The sequence below is a fragment of the Haliscomenobacter sp. genome (assembly GCF_041740695.1).
Lineage (GTDB): Bacteria > Bacteroidota > Bacteroidia > Chitinophagales > Saprospiraceae > Haliscomenobacter.
Genome location: NZ_JBGSLK010000006.1, coordinates 44,475 through 63,983 on the forward strand (window position 1 = coordinate 44,475; position 19,509 = coordinate 63,983).

Sequence of the window (19,509 nt, forward strand, 5' to 3'; positions counted from 1 at the left end):
AATTTTTTCAATATAAACATTACACATCATGGCTCTTAATGGTAAAGTTCCAGCGGGAAATTTAACGGAAAAGTGGACAAAATACCGCGCTTCCATGCCACTGGTAGCTCCCAATAATAAAAGACGCCTTGACATCATCGTAGTAGGTTCAGGTTTGGCGGGTGCTGCAGCTGCGGCTTCGCTAGGCGAACTGGGCTACAACGTCAAGTGCTTTACCTTTCACGATAGTCCACGCCGGGCGCACTCCATCGCGGCGCAAGGGGGGATCAACGCGGCGAAAAACTACCGCAATGACGGCGACAGTACTTACCGCCTCTTTTACGATACCATCAAAGGTGGCGACTACCGCGCTCGTGAAGCCAACGTTTACCGCTTGGCTGAAGTGAGTGCGAGCATCATCGACCAGGCTGTGGCGCAGGGGGTTCCTTTCGCACGCGAGTATGGAGGTTTGTTGGACAACCGCTCTTTTGGTGGCGTGCAGGTAAGCCGTACTTTTTATGCCCGGGGTCAAACTGGTCAACAGTTGTTGATTGGTGCTTACCAGTCTTTGTCGCGCCAAATTTCGCTGGGTACTGTGGAGATGTACAACCGCCACGAAATGCTCGATGTGGTATTGGTGGATGGCAAAGCCCGCGGCATCATTGCCCGTAACCTGCTTACGGGAGAGTTGGAGCGCCACGCTGCCCACGCGGTGGTACTGGCGACGGGTGGATATGGCAACGTATTCTATTTGTCTACCAACGCAATGATGTGCAACGTAACCGCGGCCTGGCGTTCGGTACGCCGAGGTGCGCTGATGGCCAACCCTTGTTTTACCCAAATTCACCCTACCTGCATTCCCGTGAGTGGTGACTATCAATCCAAGCTGACCCTGATGTCGGAGTCGCTGCGGAACGATGGTCGGGTATGGGTACCTAAAAAGCAGGAAGACGCGGCTGCAATCCGCTCCGGCCATAAAAATGCCCTGGACATTCCTGAAGAAGACCGCGATTACTTCCTCGAACGCCGTTATCCAGCCTTCGGTAACCTGGTGCCTCGTGACGTAGCTTCACGTGCTGCGAAAGTTGCCTGCGACGAAGGTTTGGGTGTAGCACCAACTGGTTTGGCCGTGTACCTAGATTTTTCTGCTGCCATCGAACGTTACGGACGCTCCAAGGCTGGCGTGATGGGCCTCCACAATCCCGAGCACAAAAAGGTGATCGAATTGGGTGAAAATGTGGTAGAAGAAAAATACGGCAACCTCTTCGCCATGTACGAAAAGATCACTGGCGAGAACCCGTATAAAATGCCGATGAAAATTTACCCAGCCGTACACTACACTATGGGTGGCTTGTGGGTAGATTACAATCTGGAAACCAATATCCCTGGCTTGTTTGCAGCGGGTGAGTGCAATTTCTCCGATCACGGCGCCAACCGCCTCGGTGCCTCGGCTTTGATGCAAGGTTTGGCTGATGGCTACTTTGTATTGCCTTATACCATCGGCAATTTCTTGTCCAACGACATCCGTACGCCGAAGTTTGATCCAAATTCAGCAGAATTTTTGCAGGCTGAAGCAGACGTGAAAGGCCGCATTGATCAACTGATGGGTGTACAAGGCAAACAATCGGTAGAAAGTTTCCACCGCCGCTTGGGCAAAATCATGTGGGAAAAATGTGGCATGGCCCGCAACGCCGAAGGTCTGACCGCCGCCCGCCGTCAAATCCAGGAGTTGCGCGAAGAGTTCTACAAAGACGTATTTGTTCCAGGGAGTGCTACCGGGGATTACAATCCAGAACTGGAAAAAGCCCTCCGGGTAGCCGATTTCTTCGAAATGGGTGAATTGATGGTTGTGGACGCACTCAACCGTGAGGAATCCTGTGGCGGCCACTTCCGCGAAGAACACCGAACCGAAGAGGGTGAAGCCCTGCGCGACGATGCCAACTTCGCCTACGTTGCTGCCTGGGCCTACAACGGCTGGGATTCCGATCCCGTGCTGAACAAAGAAGAACTGGTCTTCGAAAACGTAGAGCTTAAGAGCAGAAGCTATAAGTAAGTTTAGAAGGTTGAGAAAGTTGAGAAGGTTTAGAACCGGCTCACTTAAAATTCTACCATCTATCTTTAAACTCCGCCAACCCACGGATTTATCCGTGGGAGGCACCACCTCGCCCCACCCCACGAATTTATTCGTGGGACATACAGGGAGGGCGATAAAAAGAGATTCCAATGGAAAACATGCATTTAAAACTTAAAATATGGCGCCAGGGCGGCAAATTTCCCAAAAAAGGGGAATTCGTCACTTACGAACTGGACAACGTCAGCGAGCACATGTCCTTTTTGGAAATGTTGGACGTGCTCAATGAAAAACTTATCACCCAGCGCGAGGAACCGGTAGCATTCGAACACGACTGCCGCGAGGGCATTTGTGGTACCTGCTCGATGGTCATCAACGGCCACCCACACGGGCCCAACACTGGAACGACCACCTGCCAATTGCACATGCGTTTCTTCCGCGACGGCGACACCATCACCGTGGAGCCTTTCCGCGCCAAGTCTTTTCCGGTCATTAAAGACCTGGTGGTAGAGCGTGCCGCTTTTGACCGCATCATCCAAGCGGGGGGCTTTGTATCGATCAACACTGGTCAGGCCCAGGATGCCAATGCCATCCCGGTGTCTAAAGAATCCGCAACAGTTGCTTTTGATGCTGCGGCCTGTATTGGTTGTGGTGCCTGTGTAGCCGCTTGCCCGAATGCTTCAGCGATGTTGTTTGTGAGTGCAAAGGTATCTCACCTGGCTATGTTGCCACAAGGTAAGGTCGAAGCCAAACGTCGCGCACTGGCCATGGTGAAACAAATGGACCTGGAAGGCTTCGGAAACTGCTCCAACGTAACGGCTTGTGAAGCAGAATGTCCGAAGGAAATTTCGGTAGAAAACATCGCTCGCCTCAACCGCGAATACATCTCAGCAGCCTTTGTATATGATGAAAAAGAGGAAAAAAGCGGCGGTGCGGGATAATGAAAGCTGCGCTCGGGTAGTTTTTTGACCGTAGATTGACAAAATTGCACCGTTTACCAAAAAAAAACTACCGTTCCTTTTGAAAAGGGATTGCTTTTAAAAAAATAAGGGTGTACATTTGTACTTTACAGTTGCCCTTCAGATATACGAATATCTGGTGATGCCCGGAGTTATCCCCTCCGGGTATTTTTATTTTAGGCAGGTACGGTCGTGCGTCTTCGTCTATTTTAAGCCTTCCCATTTTATTGTGGCTCAATGATATTTTAACGGATGTTAAATGTTTTAATACTGCGTACTGCATTTGAAATTCGACGTTATTAGAACAAACCTTCACAAAAAAAACTCAATATGTCGAATCGAATTGCACTTACGAGCTTATGCTTGTTGATTGGCCTGACTGTTTTTGCTCAAAATGGCTCCAAGTGGAGAATTGGGGTAAAAGCGGGAGTGAATTATACAGATCAATTAGCCAGTAATTTTCCCTCCTCAAGTTCTGTCAATTTGAACAAATTGTACAACCAGAGTACTGAACGGCTGTTAGGGTTGAATGCAGGGCTGCATGGTAAACTACACTTATCCGAAAAAGTAGGCTTGAATGCTGATCTCGTGTACAATCAAAGAGGCTTCAAAGGAATCACCAAAGATTCCAGCTTTCAGGATGTAAATTATTCTAGCCGCTTCCATTACCTCAGTTTACCCCTCTACGGGAATTTACGGCTCATGCCTCGCTTGGCATTTGAACTCGGCGCAGAAACTAGCTATTTTTTAAACTTGGGTGGAAAATATGGCGACACCAAAAGAAATGGGGAAAGCAACGAATCCGTTACTAATTTAGATTTTGGGCTGATTGCTGGCCTATCTTTCGAGCTTACGGATCGGCTTAGTTTGCAAGGTCGATATTATCGAGGATTAAAGGATGTGTTTGATGTCACTTTTACAGACGTCAATGGGGCAGAGCTTGATATCAATCCAAGGTTCGTCAACCACGGCTTCCAACTTTCGCTTACGGTTTTTCCTTTTTAATAAACCCTTTCTTTGGGAAACGCTCTCTCATTTTGAATCAGGGGGAGAAGTTGCTCTCCCCTGAATTAAACCATGACAAACAACAAACGGCCACGGCAATCAAACCGAAGTTTGACCGCCTGGCCGTAAGTTGTGTGCATGGAATTAGGATAGAAAATATTCCTGGGTTGCCTCTGCACCATATGTAGCAAGCAGGATATGTTGTTGTATGGGTTTCGCTTTAGACTAGCACTAACGGTACAAGCTGCCACTATTCAGCGGTATTGGCTGCTGCTGGGCTGCTGCCGGCCGAACTCCACCAAAATAGTAGCGAATCCCTACCGAAAAATCCAAAGCATTGGTCCAGGTAACAGAAGTCCTGCTGATTTCCCCCACATTAATCTGGCTGTCACTTTTGGCAAAATTGTATTTTACCAACGCTTCGAGGGCAATCCCGTCACTGGCAAAAATGGTGAAACCAGGCCCGACCCCGATCGACAACAAACTATTATCGATGATTTGTGTCTCTTTGTTTTCAATAAATTGATTTCTCGAATTACCAAAACCAATCGTAGCATCTAAGAAGTACGCCTTGTTTTCACCAGAAGGAATATAATAGCGCACAAACGGACCAAAAAGGAGATTGTCGTTTTCAGAACGCACGGGGGGAACTGTTGCATCTCCCAGGTCCACGCCGGCAGTGCTGGTAGTTCTGAGCCAATCCATGCCAATACCCATCACAAAATTTTGCCCCAGAAAATAACCAATACTGGGCGAAAGGTTGAATTGGGAAGCCCTACCACCATCTCCCTGAACGGAACCAGTGTTGGATTGAACATCTATGGATGATTTGGAGATAGAAAACCCCATGCTTGAACCAATCATAAAATTGCCCCGTTGGGTAGGATAAAAGTTTGATTGTTGTGCCGATAAGCCTCCGAATGCGATCAAGATCATAAAGAGGATGGCTGCGATAGTTTTCATTGTAGAATTTTTCGTAGTATGAAATAGGAAGTTTGATTGCCCTTAAGGGAATTGATCTTAGTAGTGATGGGCAAATGCGATTTTAAGTTAGTTGCATTGTCCAAGTGCTACCCAGATGATGATGAATACAATGATAGTTCCCAGGCAACCTCCGCCTAGTTTCATGGCACCATAGCCTGCTATAAGGCCTTTGAAAAGATTATTCATGATTTGTATTTTTTGGGATTGTGAAACAGGCCTACTCAGCCCTTGAAGCTTCACCATTCGGATGGGCTACAAGAAGAGGAAAAAGAGGGAGAGAAATTCCCTCCCTCTCTTTTGTATGGATTAACCTTTGGATTAGTCTTCTGCCGCACTTGAAAGTGCGATCAGGAAAAGTTTAGGCTACCGCGTTTTTGAGGCAGATGGCAAGGCCCATTCTTCTCTCTTTTCATTTTGAGGGTTATGCATGTTTTTGTTTTCTGGATTGGGGTTGTGCATGTTTTTATTTTCGGGATTGCGGGTGTGGCCTGATTCCTCCTTGCTTCCTGAAGCACCATAGAGGCTACCTACAATTCCTGTAATGGCAGTGGCTACTCCGCCAGCGTTCTGGCTAGTGAATTCAGCAATTTTTTTGCGCAGTTCTGCTCCTTTTTTGGTGCCATACAAAGCTGCAACAGCAGAGCCAACAGCAACACCGGCTGCTACGCGCCATGCGATTTTTCTTGCATTCATGTCATTCGTTTTTAAAGGTGATGAGATGGTAAAAATGGGAGTTAGAGCTTGTTTAAGTTTTTTTGGCAGAAGTAAAAAAGACTGCAAAAAAACTTAAACAAGTGCTTATGCCAGAGTAGGTTTAACCGTTGCTATTGGCAGTACCTTTGCTACTTACCAGCACGACAACTCCGCCAATTAACAGCACCAAACCTACTATGGGTGACCAGCGAACGGGATTGTTTTCTTTCTTTTCAATCTCTAGTGGACCAATGTCCACTACTTTTTCGCGCGTTACAAAATTGAATCCGGTGTATGCCATCATCACTATACCTAGGATGATGAGGATAACTCCTAATGGTCTTGATCTCATACGTGTTTTGGTTTTTCGTTGGTGGTGGAAAAAAGTTGGTTTTTTGGGGCTGGGGTTTTCTCATAGTATGTTGCATCTAAAGGATAAAAACTCTTGCCACAGGGTTTACGGGGAAATACGGGGTTTCTTTTCCCCAACTGAGGGTCTTTTTGTCCTTATTCGAGGTTTGAGGCATGGGCTGTTTGGGTTTTATCAGCGGTTAAAAGAAAAAATACTGGCGTCGGGGTTTTTGTGCCCCAGCGCTTCGTCGCGAATGAGCTCAGCAGCGATTTGACTAAAGGTGATGCCGTTGCCCCCAAAACCCAGGGCATAAATGGTATGCTCATGCTCGGGAATGCTGCCAATGTAGGGTAGCCCGTCGGCGGTTTCAGCGAAGGTCCCCGCCCAATGATAATCTACTTTTAGGGGTGCCAGTTGGGGGAACAGTTTTTCAAAGTCTCGGGTCAATTGCTGGCTTTTGCGCTTGAGCAAACGGTCGCGCCGCCCGGCATCCTGAAAAGTTTCATCTCTGCCTCCTACCAATACACGGCGATCGCTGGTAGTTCTGCAATACAAATAAGGACGGGCCGTTTCCCAAACCAGAGCGTTTTCGTGCCAGAGGGTTTCAGCAGCATAGGGTTCGCTGACGAGGGCATAGGAAGAATTTAGAGAAGCGATTTGACGCGGCAACCATTGTCCCGATTCGTACCCTGCTGCAATGACCAATTTGCGGGCGTGCACGCTGTAGCCTTCCTTTGTTTCCAGATTTACCCCATTTTTGTTGCGATGGATGGCGGTCACAGTTGTTTTGTCAAAAATGGCGGCACCTTGGCCGATGGCGTCTTGTAACAAGCCGTGAGTTAAAGTGTAGGCATCCACTTGGGCACCTTCTTTGGAATACAAGGCACCTGGGGCAGCAAAAGGAAACAAAGCCTGCAAAGCCACCTGATCCAGGAATTCAACTACAAAGCCATGTTTTTGGCGCATGGCCAGTTCTGTCTTTAGACCGGGCAAATCAGCCTTCCGCGAGGCGTAATAGAGGCTGGGTTTTTTTTCAAAATCGGTGGCTACAGCCAATTGATTGCAAATGATTTCCAACTTATTGATGGCTTCAGCACACAACCAATAGCTGCGGGCTGCATGCTCTTCACCCACTATTTCGGCCAATTGGTACATGGGCGTATCTATTTCATATTGCAACATCGAGGTGCTGGCACAAGTGCTCCCCATGCCAATATGCCTCCGGTCGAGCAATGCGACGGATACGCCCGCACGCGACAAATACCAAGCAATCAGCGCACCGGTTATACCACCTCCGATGATGACATAGTCGGTTTTTAGGTTTTGTTGCAGGGAAGGATACTCAAAAAGTAGACCACTCTTGAGCAGCCAGTATGGGTTAGCAGTGTGAAGATTCATTGGATTCGGTTTTGGAAAGGATCAGATCAGGATTAACAGTATACCCAAACAGCCGATTATACATTTGGGACTTTGCTGCCTTTTTCTTTTTCAATCTCATCGCGATTCTTTTCTGCAAGACTAACCGTCGAATCCTGGGTTTGAATTTCTTTTTTCTCAACAAAAACAGCATACTGATTGGGGCGAATCCGGCTTCCGTATTTGTTGGCGTATACTTTAGTAAATTCTGCTCCAAAATATAGAATGGCAGCCGAGTAATACACCCACAAAATGATCAATACCATGGCCCCGGCTGCGCCATAAACGGACATGGTAGAAGAGCGACTTAGGTAATAGTTGATCAACCATTTGCCCAATAAAAACAGCAGGGCAGTCAATAGAGCTCCTACCATCACATCGCGCCAATGAATCGTAGCATCCGGCAAAACTTTAAAAATGATCGCAAAAAGCAAAACGACTGCGGCGACGTTGATGGCGTTGGAGATCGTCCAGCTTAACCATGCAACTTCTCCAAAATGCTGATTGACAAAATTATACACCACCGAAAGCATCGCACTAAGCACCAAGGATACCAAAAGCAAAAAGCCAATGCCGATGATCAGGGAAAAGGAAAGCAAACGATTTTGAATGAATTTTAACCAGCTTCGTTTGGGTTTGGCTCGAATGCTCCAAATGGTGTTGATGGAATCCTGAATTTCCAAAAAAACACCCGTAGCCCCTAGCACCAATGTTGCAATTCCGATAATGGTAGCCAGCGGGGTATTGCCTGAGAAATGGGCATTGCTGATCATTTCCTGGAGTTGGATGGCACCTGTAGTACCCAAAAGGCCCTCAAATTGCGTATACAAGTATCCCTCTGCAGCCTCTTTGCCAAACCAAATACTGCTGATTGCGATGACGATAATCAGCATGGGTGCCAATGAGAACAAAGTGTAATACGACAAGGAAGCACTTAATTTCAGTGCATTGTCATTGCTGAACTCATAAGCAGACTGGTAAAGCAAATGAAAAAAATTCCGCAGATTGAACCAGATTCGCCGGAGGGCTTTGTTGAGGTATGAAATGGTGCTGTTCATGATAACCGGGGAAAAAGTGGAGGAGTTGCTAGAGTACTGTCTATCACCGCTCTATTCCACCAGGGTCGTAATTTTACAGCGATTACAATTAGTAAAATGGCTATACCGGCATAAGCAGTAAAAATAATAGTGGATAAAGAGGTATTGAACAATTCCTGATGCTTGAGCGAAATCCCGAAAAGCGCCCAGGTGACAGCCAAAGCGTAAGGAATGTTGCGCCTTACGAATAGCATTCCCAGCGATAGCGCTATTGCCACAAGTATCATCATTACAGTCCAGAGTTTTTCGGATAAACCGCCACCATCCCACTGTGCGCCCTTAAGCCAAGCAGTTACGTTTGCAATACTGGCAACCGAAATCCAACCCAGGTACAATCCGAAGGGAATTTGTAAAAAATTGCGGTAATCCTGGGTGTGGGGTAGTATATAAAATGCCTGGCGATTGACACGAATGAGCTGAAAAAGCATCAAAAACATCACAACTATACTGGCTGACACAAATTCGTAGTGCCAACAGAACAACCAAGCCATGTTGAGGAAAGATACGAATACGAAGCGCCATCCAAGCGCGTCAATGGCGCGATTGCGATCCAGGCGGCGTTGGGCGGAACGTAGTGGCCAGATTTGCCAGACTGAAAAGAACAGCAGTAGCAAATAAATCAGGCTCCAAATAGAGAAAGTCAAGCCTGCTGGGGTGAATAAATTGGGGTATTGATCGGATAGCTCCTGGGTAGTCTTGTTGTTGAGGGGTAAAAAGACTGCCAGGAAATTAAACCCGATACACAACAAAAAAAACAATATATTTGCTGATTTGAGTAAGGTCAAGCGGGTTTTGGAAATTCCCGGGGAGGTATTGATGATTTGAGCTTCCATGCGAGAGAGTTTTACATTTACTGAACTTTTAAAGTTTAGTAAATGTCGAATGTTAAAAGCTGTTTGAGTTATTAGAATGGCAGTTTCCAATCTAATAACTCAAACAGCTTCAGAGAAAATGAACAGTATTATTTGTCCACTACCTCTTGCAGACGGGCAGCTTCCTCAATAGCCTGATGTGCTGATTTCAAAGCTTGCTTGTGCTCAGCAATCATCACCCGAATGTTGTCGGGTAAGTGGGCATCCATCTGTAATGCGTCATCATAAGCTTTCAACGCGGCGCTCTCACCATAGGCGCAGGAATCCAGAACAGATTTGCGATCTTTTCCCATCACTGTGGCTTTAAAATCCATCCAAACGCGAAACAACTTACCACGCGTAGTAGAATCCGTTACGGGTTCGCCACCCAAACCACGGATGGTTTGCTGGAGTTCGCTGACGTACTTGCGACTTTGGCTAACGTAACGATTGAACAGGGTGCGCAAATCCACATCGGTGCTGCCTACTTCCTCTATCGCTTTTTCATAACCAAAAACGCGGTCGTAGTTGATACTTACCAGTTCGTTAAGGGCCGAAACCAATTTTTCATTGTTTTGCATGATGGTTGATTTTACATTGATCAATAGTTAAATACAATCATTCTTTCAAGCATCTGGGCACAAAAAACGAGCCACGCCTTAGTGCTTAGTTTATGGGCAAAAAATTGGTATTTTTTCTACGCTATGGGTAAAAGTGGGTAATCTGTATTCAAAAACACAGAGGCTGCCTCCTTCCTTTCGTTTGGAGACAGCCTCTACCGTCAAAAAAAATCCTGATTAAGCCTGTTCTTCTTTTTTATCCGTCTTGAGCATGTCCAACAATCTCAAGCCCAGCATACCGCCGATGGCACCATTGCCACCAGCACCACCTTCACCGGTGATGAGTACGTCCGGGATGATTTTAACTTTTTCCTGCCCAATCGTTTCCATCACTTTCATCTTGGTAAAGTTGTCGCCCCCCATCGCTTCTACGGCGAGGCGGTATGCTTCGGCGCTAGACTGACCCACGGCTAGAGTCTTTTCAGCTTCCGCTTTACCAGTGAGTTCAATTTTTTCGGCTTCGGCCTGCGCCATCAGTCTCACCTTTTCAGATTCGGCAGCAGCACTCATTTTGGTACGTTCGGCGTCGGCCGAGGCGATCATCTTGGTGCGTTCCGCTTCTGCTGAGGCGGCAATTTTTACCCCATTCGCTTCACCGGTCGATTTTTTCACGGCAGCATCGGCGATGCGTTCGGCGATCAATACACCCTGATCGGCTTGGACGATCTGCTTTTGGATGTCGGCAATGGCGGTCTCTTTTTCAAGGGCCTGCCGGGTTTCCTGAGCCATTTTCTGGGTGTCGTAAGTCACCTTTTGTTCTTCGGCCAACTTGCGGTCGGTCAGTGTTTTCATCAGCGAATCGGGCGGTACGATGTCGCCAATCAGGGTGTCCACCCCGTGTACGTTGTATTCTTCCAGTACCTGGCCAATGTGTCGTTTTGCTGAATCCTGGCGGTCTTTACGCGAGGTCAGGAACGAGATCACATCGGCATCCTGGGCCGAGTTGCGGAAGTAGTTGCCAATGGTCGGTTCCAGTACCTGGCTGACCAGGTTGTGCATGCTACCAAAGCGAGCGATTACCTTGGGTGCCTCGGTGGCCGGGATGTGAATGATCTGCGACACATCGAGGTTGAAAGGGAAACCGTCTTTGGAACGTACTGTAATGGTAGACAAATGTTTGTCCAACATGTGTGACTCAGTGCGGGCGGTAGCCCAGTTGAGTACCAAGTTGGTGGTGGGTACCAATTCCACCTTATACAAATATTTATTAACGGGGTATTTACCAGGGCCAAGGGGTTCTGCCCAAACGCCTTTTTGGCCTTTGGACACAATGTTACCGTGACGGAATTCGTCGCCACTGAGGTCGACACCTTCTTTACCGTAGAAAGAGATGACTACCCCCACGTTGCCGATCGGAATTTGCGTCATTTCATGTTCTTCAATTTGTGCAAACCAGGGGTTGAGGTTGTACGAACCTGCCAGGAGCACCTGCGGTTGTAAACCTTTGTTGCCGCCGCCGCGCAAAAAGGCATCGGCGTCCTGGAAGTTGTTGTGGTCGAGGACTTCGCGTCCGGCGATTTGTCCCATTTCAATCGGCGCACCATCCAGGGTCGTGATGACGCCCAGCATGTTTTCCTTGATTTGGTTCATCGGCGCCAATACAAGGTCGAACACGAAGGTATTGATCCTGTAAACCCCGGTAGTAATGTAGGCGGTTTGACGGCCTTTTTGACCACCGTTGCGGATGAAGGCGGCAGCGTCTTGGTAGGCGTCGCAATCTACACGTTTGCCCAGGATCGAGTTGGTCGGCAATTCGGCGCCATCTTTAGCGATTAACAAACCAATTTGCCCGGGAGGAATCACGGTCAGTGGCTGTAGGTTGATTTCGTATTGCCAAATCCAGTACCAGAAGTGAATTCCCGGGGCCAGGGTTTGGGCCTGGAAACCCGCTTCGCCATCAACCGCGATGATCCGGTTGGGCGGTAGTTCTTTCTTTTCGCCAAAAAGCGAAAACTTCAGTGTGACGAGTCCGATTTTGTCTTCCGGCACCAGAATAATTCCCAGCAGCCTGAACCAAAAACGGTAAGTGAGCAAAAAAATCAAAATGGCGAGGAAGATGCCACCCCACCATAAGGCAATCATACCAATAGGGTTCATGTTAAAAATTTTGAGTGTTTGTTATTTTTTGGTTTTGCTGATCGTATGTTGAATTGCGATCATAGGGCAAGTATGGGGGTGGAAGGAGAAGATTTGCTATTTTATTCGATGACGCCGGATTGGAAAGCGATGAAGGTGGGGGAAATGGGGGTCTAGAAGATTTGGGTTTGTATAAAGATTTGAAAGGATCGATTTATGATGGGCTGAAACTCCTGTTCTATAAATGGCAAAAGGATGGTATCAAAGTTGGATACGATGTTGATGTATACGAATGAGTATTCTACATTAGGCTTTCTTCCGTCAAATATTCTTTTAAAAATAAGGTTCATTTGGCGTTGAAATTGATCAGGAGTGAGGGGTTCTATAGGGTTCAAAAGCTCTATCAATTGTTTGTTGAGGTCATGAAAAAATTGATTGATGATTGTTTGCCGCCGAATTCTCAACCCCTCACGGTTTAAGTTGTAAACATCAATGCTTATGTTACCAGAGTTGCTTTTTCCATGCAAAAACCCATCCTGATCTAAATATAAATGATCCAAAGGATCTACTATTTCTGGATTCAGCAAGAGAGGCTTCTCAGCTTGCATGGCTTCATGTAAAATCGAATAATGAGCGACATCGCTTGGATGGTTCAAAAGTCGAATTCCCGCAATTGGAAAGCGATTCCCTTTAGCACCTTTCCCATTGCAATTTTGACAAGCTAAAAGGAGATTTGACCATTCATTGCCCAGCCAATAATAACCTTGATGGGTTTCTCCTGCTTTTAGGTCTTGTTGATCTAATTTTGCTTTAGGTCGGTAATGTTCTACCTGTAGAGGGGCGCTGTGGGTAATAGTGGATTCACAATAGGCGCATTTATGGTGATAAATCTTGGATAAGGCAGTTTTGACCGGGGGGTGTTTGTAATTCCTGATGTACATACTTCCGTCTTGTGCCGCAACAGCGGCAAGTGTTTGCTGTTGAGCAGTCTTTTGAGTAAGGTGACGTGGAATTGCCTCGAAGTCCTTATGTACTTTGATCATTTCAATGCTTGCGCGAGCTTTTTTAAACGATTTTTAATTTCTTCATTTGCCATCGCTTCTTCGAAAGAGTCTTCAGTGAGTAAATCTTTCGGGCCAGTATTTGCCGTGGGAATAATTTCCTCAAGGTCAAAAATAGGTGAGGTAAGCAAGCTATTGGGCAGCAGCCTTGTCAAGTCAATATCCAATTTTTCAACAGTAATACCTGCTTCACTGCTTTGGTGTACTTTTAATACTACACTTTCTTTTGGTGCACCTAAAAGTGGGATGGGGCTGTGGGTGCTGGCGATGAACTGGATTTTTGGGAAAATTTCAGACAGAAGGCCGGGCAGGGCTTTTTGCCAGGTGGGGTGAAGGTGGACGTCGAGTTCGTCGATTAGGACGATGCCTTCTAATTGTTCCGGAGTACTAATTTCAGGTTGAGTATTAAATAGACGGATCACCATGTCTCCAATCATTGCAATAATATTACGATTACCTGAAGCCAATTGATTGAAGTTTTTTGCAGTATTAAGCTTTTCTCCAAGATCATCTTTTTCATAGAAAAAAACTTTGTCTTTTGCTACATCGACTTCTATCTTCTCAATATTGGGCATAAGTCGAAGGAATAAGCTTTTAATGGCTTCAACTCTTTTTTTGAGAAGGTTGACAAGCTTTTCGTCTTTATACATAAGTTCTGGCAAAGAACTTCTATAAGTCATCACCCTTAATTCTGGGTCAATATCTAATAAGATGCCATCAGAGTTGAACAAACTGTATGATTGAGCACTTTTTTCCTCGCCAAAAACACTCACATTGAGTCTGGATGCGCCATATGCTAAAGTTTTTCGAATTAGATCGTCATCAGATGGTAAATCATTAACACCTGCAGATGCACCATCAAGTAGTCCCGTTGTAGCTTTGAAGTAAGATGATTTTCCATGTCTTAAACCTATATTAATATCAAATTCGCCATCTTCTAAAATCAGTTTTTTATCTCTATTCCCAAACAACCCCACAAACAACGCCTGCAACACACTCGTCTTACCCCCTCCATTTTTCCCCGTCAAAAAAATCCACTTGGTATCAGCAGGAATACCTTCCACTGAGGTGTCTTTGATGCCTCGAAAGCCTTCGATGTGAAAAGAAGTAATGCCAAAGCTGGGACCGTTGCTCATATTGGTCAAATTTTACCACTAAAGTACGCCCTTTTTGGGAAAAAGGAAAGTGAGTTAATACTTCCGCCTCTTCCGCCACTCCTCCAAAATATTCAAATCCTGCTCATTCTTAATTAAGGTATGCAAATGAGGCGGAAGCTGCTCCTTGAGATCAGTTTCAGCCAAAGCGCTGGCGGGCAATTGTTCAAACAACAAAAGGCTGATCCAATCCAATAACTCGCTGGTGGAAGGCCGCTTTTTTAAACCCGTCACTTCGCGCAGCGCATAAAACAATTGCAGGGCGTTGTTGAGCAATTCCTCGCGGATATTGGGAAAATGCACGTGGACAATGTCCAACATGGTAGCTTTATCCGGGAAACGGATGTAGTGGAAAAGGCAGCGCCGCAGGAAGGCATCCGGCAATTCTTTTTCGTTGTTGGAAGTGATGATGACGATGGGGCGGTTCACCGCTTTGATGGTTTGTTGCAGCTCGTACACATAAAACTCCATGCGGTCCAGTTCCAGCAATAAGTCATTGGGGAACTCGATGTCGGCTTTGTCAATTTCGTCGATGAGCAGTACCACTGATTCGTCGGCGGTGAACGCTTCCCAGAGTTTGCCCTTTTTGATGTAGTGGCTGATGTCGTCTACACCCTCTTTGCCCAATTGGGAGTCGCGCAGGCGCGATACTGCGTCGTACTCATACAGGCCTTGTTGGGCCAAGGTAGTCGATTTGATGTGCCAAGTCAGCAGCTTTTTACCCAGCGCATTGGCAATCTCGTGGGCCAGTAGGGTTTTGCCCGTGCCCGGCTCGCCTTTAACCAGTAAGGGGCGTTGAAGATAAATGGCCGCATTGACAGCTATTTGCAATTCTGAGGTGGCGACGTAAGAGGATGTTCCTTGAAATGACATAGCAGCAGTTAATTTTAGGGTTCCAGATTCCCCATCAGGCACCTCGGCTTCGCTCGGCGACCGATGGGGAATCTGGAACCCTAAAATTAACTGTTGTCGTGGATTTGCTCGAAAATATTTTTATGTACACTAGGAAAGAATATTTTTTTTACATTTGGAATGAATTGAAATTTTCATTTTGTTTTGTTGCGCTGCGCAAAATGCTAACCGAAAGACCAAGTATCGCATGGAAAGTAGAATAGCAGAAGCTCCAACTGCAGACAGTCCTGAAGGAGAGCCAGTTATTGTGAAGCTGAAACGCGGCTTCGATGTTCACTTGTACGGGGAAGCTCCCAAAAAAGTCCATTCCGAGGTATCCGTAAATCGATTTGCTGTTCAAGCACCCAATTACCTGGGCTTGGCACCTATGCCAAAACTAATGGTAGAGGAGGGGCAGCACGTTTTGGCGGGTGAGGCTTTGTTTTTTGACAAAAATCGACCGGAAGTCCTTTTTGTTGCACCAGTGAGTGGCGAATTGATTGCCATCAACCGGGGTGAGCGGCGAGCGATTCAAGAGCTGGTGATTCTGGCGGATAGAACCATCCAATACCGCACGTACGACAAAATTCCTAGCCTGGATAGTTCACGAGAAGAACTGTTTGCCTTTTTACAAGAAAGCGGCGCCTGGTCCCTGTTTCGTCAGCGACCGTATAATCTTCTGGCTGATCCTGATGCGGTGCCAAGGGATATTTTTATCTCCACTTTTGATACAGCCCCTTTGGCGCCCGACCTCAATCTGGTGGTCAGTGGCCGCGAAGCTGCTTTTCAAAAAGGCCTGGACGTGCTGGTCAAACTGACCACGGGTAAAGTATACCTGGGCCTTGACGCCCGTGGCAACGCGGTATCCAGCGCTTTTAGTCAGGCAAGAGGGGTGCAAAAAATCGGGTTCAAAGGTAAACATCCGGCTGGAAATGTAGGGATTCAAATCCACCACATTCGCCCAATTCGCTCCAGAGAAAAGGTATGGACGCTGGGTGTACAGGAAGTGATCACACTGGGTACCTTGTTTCTGGAAGGTAAATACGATGCATCGCGGATCGTCGCTTTGACGGGTTCTGCGCTTGACAAACCTGCTTATGTGCGTACCTATGCAGGGGCGAATCTTGGTGACTTGCTGAAAAACCAGGGTGTTGCTGCAAATTCCCGCATCATTTCCGGGGATGTACTCTCTGGCAAAACCAAAACAGCCGAGCAGTTTTTGAATGTTTACGACGATCAAGTCAGCGTCATTCCAGAAGGAAATGATTATGAAATGTTTGGTTGGTTGGCACCAATGAGCGCGAGGCCCTCCACTTCTCGTACATTTTTTAGTGGTATTCTGCCCTTTGGCTGGATTTACAATGCCACGACGAATACCCACGGTGAAAAGCGCGCCTTTGTTATGACAGGTCAGTATGAAGATGTGCTGCCGATGGACATTTTTCCTCAACACTTGTTGAAGGCCATCATTACCAACGACATTGAACGCATCGAAGGATTGGGCATTCACGAAGTGGTAGAAGAGGATTTGGCAATCTGCGAGTTCGCCTGTACTTCCAAACAACCCTTGCAAAAAATCCTACGCGAGGGCATTGACATGATGATTAAAGAAGGGCTATAGTCATGAAAGAAAAAATAATCAGTCTTTTTAAACGTATGGAGCCGGACAAGGAGAAATCTCCACTGTTGCACACGGCCTACGATGCATTTTTTACTTTTGCTTTTGCACCCAATTCCGTTACCAAAGATGGCGTACACATCCGCGATGGGATGGACCTCAAGCGGACGATGGTTATAGTGGTGATTGCCTTGCAACTCTGTTATCTCTGGGGCACCCTGAACATCGGGCACCAGCATTTTGCGGCACTGGGATTGTACCAAAACCTGATTTTGGAAGGTTTTCACCTGAAGTTGTTCTACGGTTTGGTGCAATTGTTGCCGATCTGGATCGTGGCACATGTGGTAGGTTTGGGCGTTGAGTTTTATTTTGCGGCGCGCAAAAAACATGCTGTGGAAGAAGGTTTCCTGGTTACAGGTGCCCTGATTCCCTTGATTATGCCTCCTGATGTGCCGCTTTGGATTTTGGCTTTTTCCATCGTATTCGCCGTTATCATCGGCAAAGAAGCCTTTGGTGGAACCGGGATGAACGTGGTCAATATTGCCTTGCTGGCGCGGGTATTTGTGTTTTTTGCCTACCCCGCTACCATTTCCGGCGATGAAGTATGGGTAGCTGGCCTGACCAAGGCTGGCCCTGGCGGCATGGCCGATTATGGCTGGATTCACCTCCAGGTACTCAATCCCATTTTTGAATCCTTTGGGTGGGATACCTTTAATCAAGGCTATGCCGTGGTGGATGGGTATTCGGGGGCTACTCCGATGGCCCTGGCTGCTAAAGGCGGCTGGGCTGCGGTGATGGAGCATTACACGCCCGGGCAAATGTTCTGGGGGTTGATTCCCGGATCAATTGGAGAAACGAGCAAACCATTCATCATCATTGGTGCTTTGATGTTGATTGGAGCAGGCATTGCCAGTTGGCGCATCATGGTATCCATGAGTTTGGGTATGGTATTTATGGCCTTGATTTTCAACATGTGGGGTTACAATGCCTTCATGGAAATTCCTTGGTACTACCATTTTTCGATGGGCAGCTTTTTGTTTGCCATGGCTTTTATGGCCACTGATCCGGTCACTGCTGCTTCCACCAATCGAGGCAAGTGGATTTACGGCTTTCTGATTGGCGTCATTGGCCTGATCGTAAGGGTGATGAACCCGGCATATCCCGAGGGCTGGATGTTGGCCATCCTGCTGCTCAACGTATTTGCACCGCTGATCGATCATTTTGTATTGCAGTCCAACATCAATAAACGAATGAAGCATGTACAGTAACCGCTATATCACGATCTATACCCTGATCATGACCCTGGTCGTATCGGTGGTACTCGCTTTTGCCGTTACGGGCTTAAAACCTTTTCACGATGAGGCGGAAGCGATATATAAAAAGCGCGATATTCTGAGCGCGATTGAAAGCCAATTGCCCAAAAAGCTCAAAGATATGAGTGACGAGGAGGTGTTGAGCTTATTTGATTCCAAAGTCGAGCAGGTGGTGATCAATGCTGAAGGAGAGAGCCTGCAAGGCATTAGCGCCGAAAAAGTAGACATGGCATCGGAAGAAAAGAAACCAGAAAATGAACGCAAGTATCCATTGTACATTTATCAAAGTGAGCAAGGTAAAATATACCTCGCTTCAGTACGTGGAAATGGGCTTTGGGATAAAATCTGGGCATATGTTGCCATCAAAGAAGACTTGAACACCATTGTTGGGACAGCATTTGGGCACGTCGGTGAAACACCTGGTTTGGGTGCAGAAATTAAAGACAATCCCAGTTTTCCTAAACAATTTGAAGGAAAAAAATTGTTGAATGATCAGGGTGAATACGTTTCGGTCAGAGTAGTAAAAGGTGGTGTAAAAGATCCGCTACATGAAGTAGACGCGATTTCGGGTGCCACCATTACCTCGGTTGGGGTTTCGGACATGATGGTTCGTGGCCTCGAAGTGTATCTCCCTTATTTGCAAGCGCAGAAAAAATAAATTCCATGGCAGAAACAACGACAACAACAGTAGAAAAAGAAAAGCTGGAGTGGTTTGGGCCCAAGGAGCGAAAGCTCGTTACTGACCCACTGGGAGATGACAATCCCATCACCGTTCAGGTTCTTGGTGTTTGTTCGGCCCTTGCGGTCACAACCATGCTCAAACCCGCTTTGATTATGGCCATAGCGGTGACTCTGGTAACAGGCTTTTCCAATCTGGTCATCTCCTCGCTGCGCAATGGTGTTCCGAAACAAATCCGGATGATTGTTCAATTGGTAGTGATTGCCTTTTTGGTAACCATCGTAGAACAAGTCCTGAAAGCCTACAGCTATCCCATTTGGAAGCAGTTATCGGTATTCATCGGACTGATCATCACCAATTGTATTGTAATGGGGCGTTTGGAAGCATTTGCCATGGCCAATCCTCCCTGGCGTTCGTTTTTGGACGGATTGGGGAATGGCGCAGGCTATGGGTTGATCTTGATCGCAGTAGCTGCCATACGTGAGTTTTTTGGTCGGGGTGCGCTTTATGGCTACAAAATCCTGGGGGCTACCGATGAATTTTTGCTCAATACCAGCAAACATTGGTGGTTAAGCTGGTATCAGCCGAATGGCTTAATGGTCATTCCGGCATCGGCAATCTTTTTGGTTGGTATTTTTATTTGGATTCAACGTTCGCGCAATCCAAAATTGGTTGACGCATCTTAAATTG

18 protein-coding genes are annotated in these 19,509 nt (G+C 46.8%); 7 read left to right on the forward strand and 11 right to left on the reverse strand.

Annotated elements, in window-relative coordinates; all coding sequences use genetic code 11:
* Positions 1 to 28 precede the first annotated feature (28 nt).
* The 3 genes from ACEW9O_RS00990 (at position 29) to ACEW9O_RS01000 (ending at position 4,014) form a co-directional block, all read left to right on the forward strand.
* Positions 29 to 2,032, forward strand: a complete 2,004-nt coding sequence (locus tag ACEW9O_RS00990) for a fumarate reductase/succinate dehydrogenase flavoprotein subunit (RefSeq protein WP_373548247.1) — start codon at positions 29 to 31, stop codon at positions 2,030 to 2,032.
* 170 nt (positions 2,033 to 2,202) lie between these two features.
* On the forward strand, positions 2,203 to 2,991 hold the full coding sequence (locus ACEW9O_RS00995) for a succinate dehydrogenase/fumarate reductase iron-sulfur subunit (RefSeq protein ID WP_373548248.1): 789 nt from the start codon (positions 2,203 to 2,205) through the stop codon (positions 2,989 to 2,991).
* A 348-nt stretch (positions 2,992 to 3,339) separates the two neighbouring features.
* Complete coding sequence (locus tag ACEW9O_RS01000; protein WP_373548249.1) at positions 3,340 to 4,014, forward strand: porin family protein; 675 nt, start codon at positions 3,340 to 3,342, stop codon at positions 4,012 to 4,014.
* Between the two features lie 231 nt (positions 4,015 to 4,245).
* Here ACEW9O_RS01000 and ACEW9O_RS01005 read toward each other — a convergent pair whose 3' ends face one another.
* The 11 genes from ACEW9O_RS01005 to ACEW9O_RS01055 all read right to left on the reverse strand — a co-directional run bounded on the left by ACEW9O_RS01005 (position 4,246) and on the right by ACEW9O_RS01055 (position 15,191).
* Positions 4,246 to 4,977 (reverse strand): hypothetical protein, encoded by a 732-nt coding sequence (locus ACEW9O_RS01005; protein ID WP_373548250.1) that lies wholly within the window; start codon positions 4,975 to 4,977, stop codon positions 4,246 to 4,248.
* Positions 4,978 to 5,361: 384 nt separating this feature from the next.
* Entirely contained in the window at positions 5,362 to 5,691 is a 330-nt protein-coding gene (locus ACEW9O_RS01010; RefSeq protein WP_373548251.1) for a YtxH domain-containing protein, read from the reverse strand.
* 121 nt (positions 5,692 to 5,812) lie between these two features.
* Positions 5,813 to 6,043: a hypothetical protein gene (locus tag ACEW9O_RS01015; RefSeq protein WP_373548252.1), complete on the reverse strand. Its 231-nt coding sequence runs from the start codon at positions 6,041 to 6,043 to the stop codon at positions 5,813 to 5,815.
* Positions 6,044 to 6,235: 192 nt separating this feature from the next.
* Positions 6,236 to 7,441 (reverse strand): NAD(P)/FAD-dependent oxidoreductase, encoded by a 1,206-nt coding sequence (locus ACEW9O_RS01020; protein WP_373548253.1) that lies wholly within the window; start codon positions 7,439 to 7,441, stop codon positions 6,236 to 6,238.
* Positions 7,442 to 7,497: 56 nt separating this feature from the next.
* Positions 7,498 to 8,517, reverse strand: coding sequence for a YihY/virulence factor BrkB family protein (locus ACEW9O_RS01025; RefSeq protein WP_373548254.1), 1,020 nt, complete (start codon positions 8,515 to 8,517; stop codon positions 7,498 to 7,500).
* Entirely contained in the window at positions 8,514 to 9,389 is an 876-nt protein-coding gene (locus tag ACEW9O_RS01030) for a hypothetical protein (RefSeq protein WP_373548255.1), read from the reverse strand. The genes ACEW9O_RS01025 and ACEW9O_RS01030 overlap by 4 nt, the downstream gene beginning before the upstream one ends.
* A 128-nt stretch (positions 9,390 to 9,517) precedes the next feature.
* Complete coding sequence (locus ACEW9O_RS01035) at positions 9,518 to 9,988, reverse strand: PA2169 family four-helix-bundle protein (RefSeq protein WP_373548256.1); 471 nt, start codon at positions 9,986 to 9,988, stop codon at positions 9,518 to 9,520.
* Between the two features lie 216 nt (positions 9,989 to 10,204).
* A complete protein-coding gene (locus ACEW9O_RS01040; protein WP_373548257.1) occupies positions 10,205 to 12,124 on the reverse strand; it encodes an SPFH domain-containing protein in 1,920 nt (639 codons plus the stop codon).
* Between the two features lie 152 nt (positions 12,125 to 12,276).
* On the reverse strand, positions 12,277 to 13,146 hold the full coding sequence (locus tag ACEW9O_RS01045) for an HNH endonuclease (RefSeq protein WP_373548258.1): 870 nt from the start codon (positions 13,144 to 13,146) through the stop codon (positions 12,277 to 12,279).
* Positions 13,143 to 14,300 (reverse strand): AAA family ATPase, encoded by a 1,158-nt coding sequence (locus tag ACEW9O_RS01050; protein ID WP_373548259.1) that lies wholly within the window; start codon positions 14,298 to 14,300, stop codon positions 13,143 to 13,145. The genes ACEW9O_RS01045 and ACEW9O_RS01050 overlap by 4 nt, the downstream gene beginning before the upstream one ends.
* Positions 14,301 to 14,354: 54 nt before the next feature.
* The gene (locus ACEW9O_RS01055) at positions 14,355 to 15,191 is read right to left on the reverse strand and encodes an AAA family ATPase (RefSeq protein ID WP_373548260.1); all 837 of its coding nucleotides are present in this window, start codon (positions 15,189 to 15,191) and stop codon (positions 14,355 to 14,357) included.
* Between the two features lie 226 nt (positions 15,192 to 15,417).
* On the opposite strand from ACEW9O_RS01055, the gene ACEW9O_RS01060 reads away from it, so the two are divergent.
* From ACEW9O_RS01060 to ACEW9O_RS01075, 4 genes are read left to right on the forward strand one after another with little or no spacing between them, the layout of a single operon-like run.
* Complete coding sequence (locus tag ACEW9O_RS01060) at positions 15,418 to 16,830, forward strand: Na(+)-translocating NADH-quinone reductase subunit A (protein WP_373548261.1); 1,413 nt, start codon at positions 15,418 to 15,420, stop codon at positions 16,828 to 16,830.
* 2 nt (positions 16,831 to 16,832) lie between these two features.
* A complete protein-coding gene (locus ACEW9O_RS01065; RefSeq protein WP_373548262.1) occupies positions 16,833 to 18,095 on the forward strand; it encodes an NADH:ubiquinone reductase (Na(+)-transporting) subunit B in 1,263 nt (420 codons plus the stop codon).
* On the forward strand, positions 18,085 to 18,798 hold the full coding sequence (gene nqrC / locus ACEW9O_RS01070; RefSeq protein ID WP_373548263.1) for an NADH:ubiquinone reductase (Na(+)-transporting) subunit C: 714 nt from the start codon (positions 18,085 to 18,087) through the stop codon (positions 18,796 to 18,798). Before ACEW9O_RS01065 ends, nqrC begins: the two co-directional genes overlap by 11 nt.
* Positions 18,799 to 18,803: 5 nt before the next feature.
* Entirely contained in the window at positions 18,804 to 19,505 is a 702-nt protein-coding gene (locus ACEW9O_RS01075; protein ID WP_373548264.1) for an NADH:ubiquinone reductase (Na(+)-transporting) subunit D, read from the forward strand.
* Positions 19,506 to 19,509: the final 4 nt, after the last annotated feature.

Excerpts from the sequence above, each read along its gene's own strand:
- ACEW9O_RS01075 (WP_373548264.1), top strand. The coding sequence starts at position 18,804 with ATGGCAGAAACAACGACAACAACAGTAGAAAAAGAAAAGCTGGAGTGG.
- ACEW9O_RS01065 (WP_373548262.1), top strand. The coding sequence starts at position 16,833 with ATGAAAGAAAAAATAATCAGTCTTTTTAAACGTATGGAGCCGGACAAG.
- ACEW9O_RS01025 (WP_373548254.1), bottom strand. The coding sequence starts at position 8,517 with ATGAACAGCACCATTTCATACCTCAACAAAGCCCTCCGGCGAATCTGG.
- ACEW9O_RS00990 (WP_373548247.1), top strand. The coding sequence starts at position 29 with ATGGCTCTTAATGGTAAAGTTCCAGCGGGAAATTTAACGGAAAAGTGG.
- ACEW9O_RS00995 (WP_373548248.1), top strand. The coding sequence starts at position 2,203 with ATGGAAAACATGCATTTAAAACTTAAAATATGGCGCCAGGGCGGCAAA.
- ACEW9O_RS01055 (WP_373548260.1), bottom strand. The coding sequence starts at position 15,191 with ATGTCATTTCAAGGAACATCCTCTTACGTCGCCACCTCAGAATTGCAA.
- ACEW9O_RS01035 (WP_373548256.1), bottom strand. The coding sequence starts at position 9,988 with ATGCAAAACAATGAAAAATTGGTTTCGGCCCTTAACGAACTGGTAAGT.
- ACEW9O_RS01040 (WP_373548257.1), bottom strand. The coding sequence starts at position 12,124 with ATGAACCCTATTGGTATGATTGCCTTATGGTGGGGTGGCATCTTCCTC.
- ACEW9O_RS01030 (WP_373548255.1), bottom strand. The coding sequence starts at position 9,389 with ATGGAAGCTCAAATCATCAATACCTCCCCGGGAATTTCCAAAACCCGC.
- ACEW9O_RS01015 (WP_373548252.1), bottom strand. The coding sequence starts at position 6,043 with ATGAGATCAAGACCATTAGGAGTTATCCTCATCATCCTAGGTATAGTG.
- nqrC (WP_373548263.1), top strand. The coding sequence starts at position 18,085 with ATGTACAGTAACCGCTATATCACGATCTATACCCTGATCATGACCCTG.
- ACEW9O_RS01045 (WP_373548258.1), bottom strand. The coding sequence starts at position 13,146 with ATGATCAAAGTACATAAGGACTTCGAGGCAATTCCACGTCACCTTACT.
- ACEW9O_RS01010 (WP_373548251.1), bottom strand. The coding sequence starts at position 5,691 with ATGAATGCAAGAAAAATCGCATGGCGCGTAGCAGCCGGTGTTGCTGTT.
- ACEW9O_RS01000 (WP_373548249.1), top strand. The coding sequence starts at position 3,340 with ATGTCGAATCGAATTGCACTTACGAGCTTATGCTTGTTGATTGGCCTG.
- ACEW9O_RS01050 (WP_373548259.1), bottom strand. The coding sequence starts at position 14,300 with ATGAGCAACGGTCCCAGCTTTGGCATTACTTCTTTTCACATCGAAGGC.
- ACEW9O_RS01005 (WP_373548250.1), bottom strand. The coding sequence starts at position 4,977 with ATGAAAACTATCGCAGCCATCCTCTTTATGATCTTGATCGCATTCGGA.
- ACEW9O_RS01020 (WP_373548253.1), bottom strand. The coding sequence starts at position 7,441 with ATGAATCTTCACACTGCTAACCCATACTGGCTGCTCAAGAGTGGTCTA.
- ACEW9O_RS01060 (WP_373548261.1), top strand. The coding sequence starts at position 15,418 with ATGGAAAGTAGAATAGCAGAAGCTCCAACTGCAGACAGTCCTGAAGGA.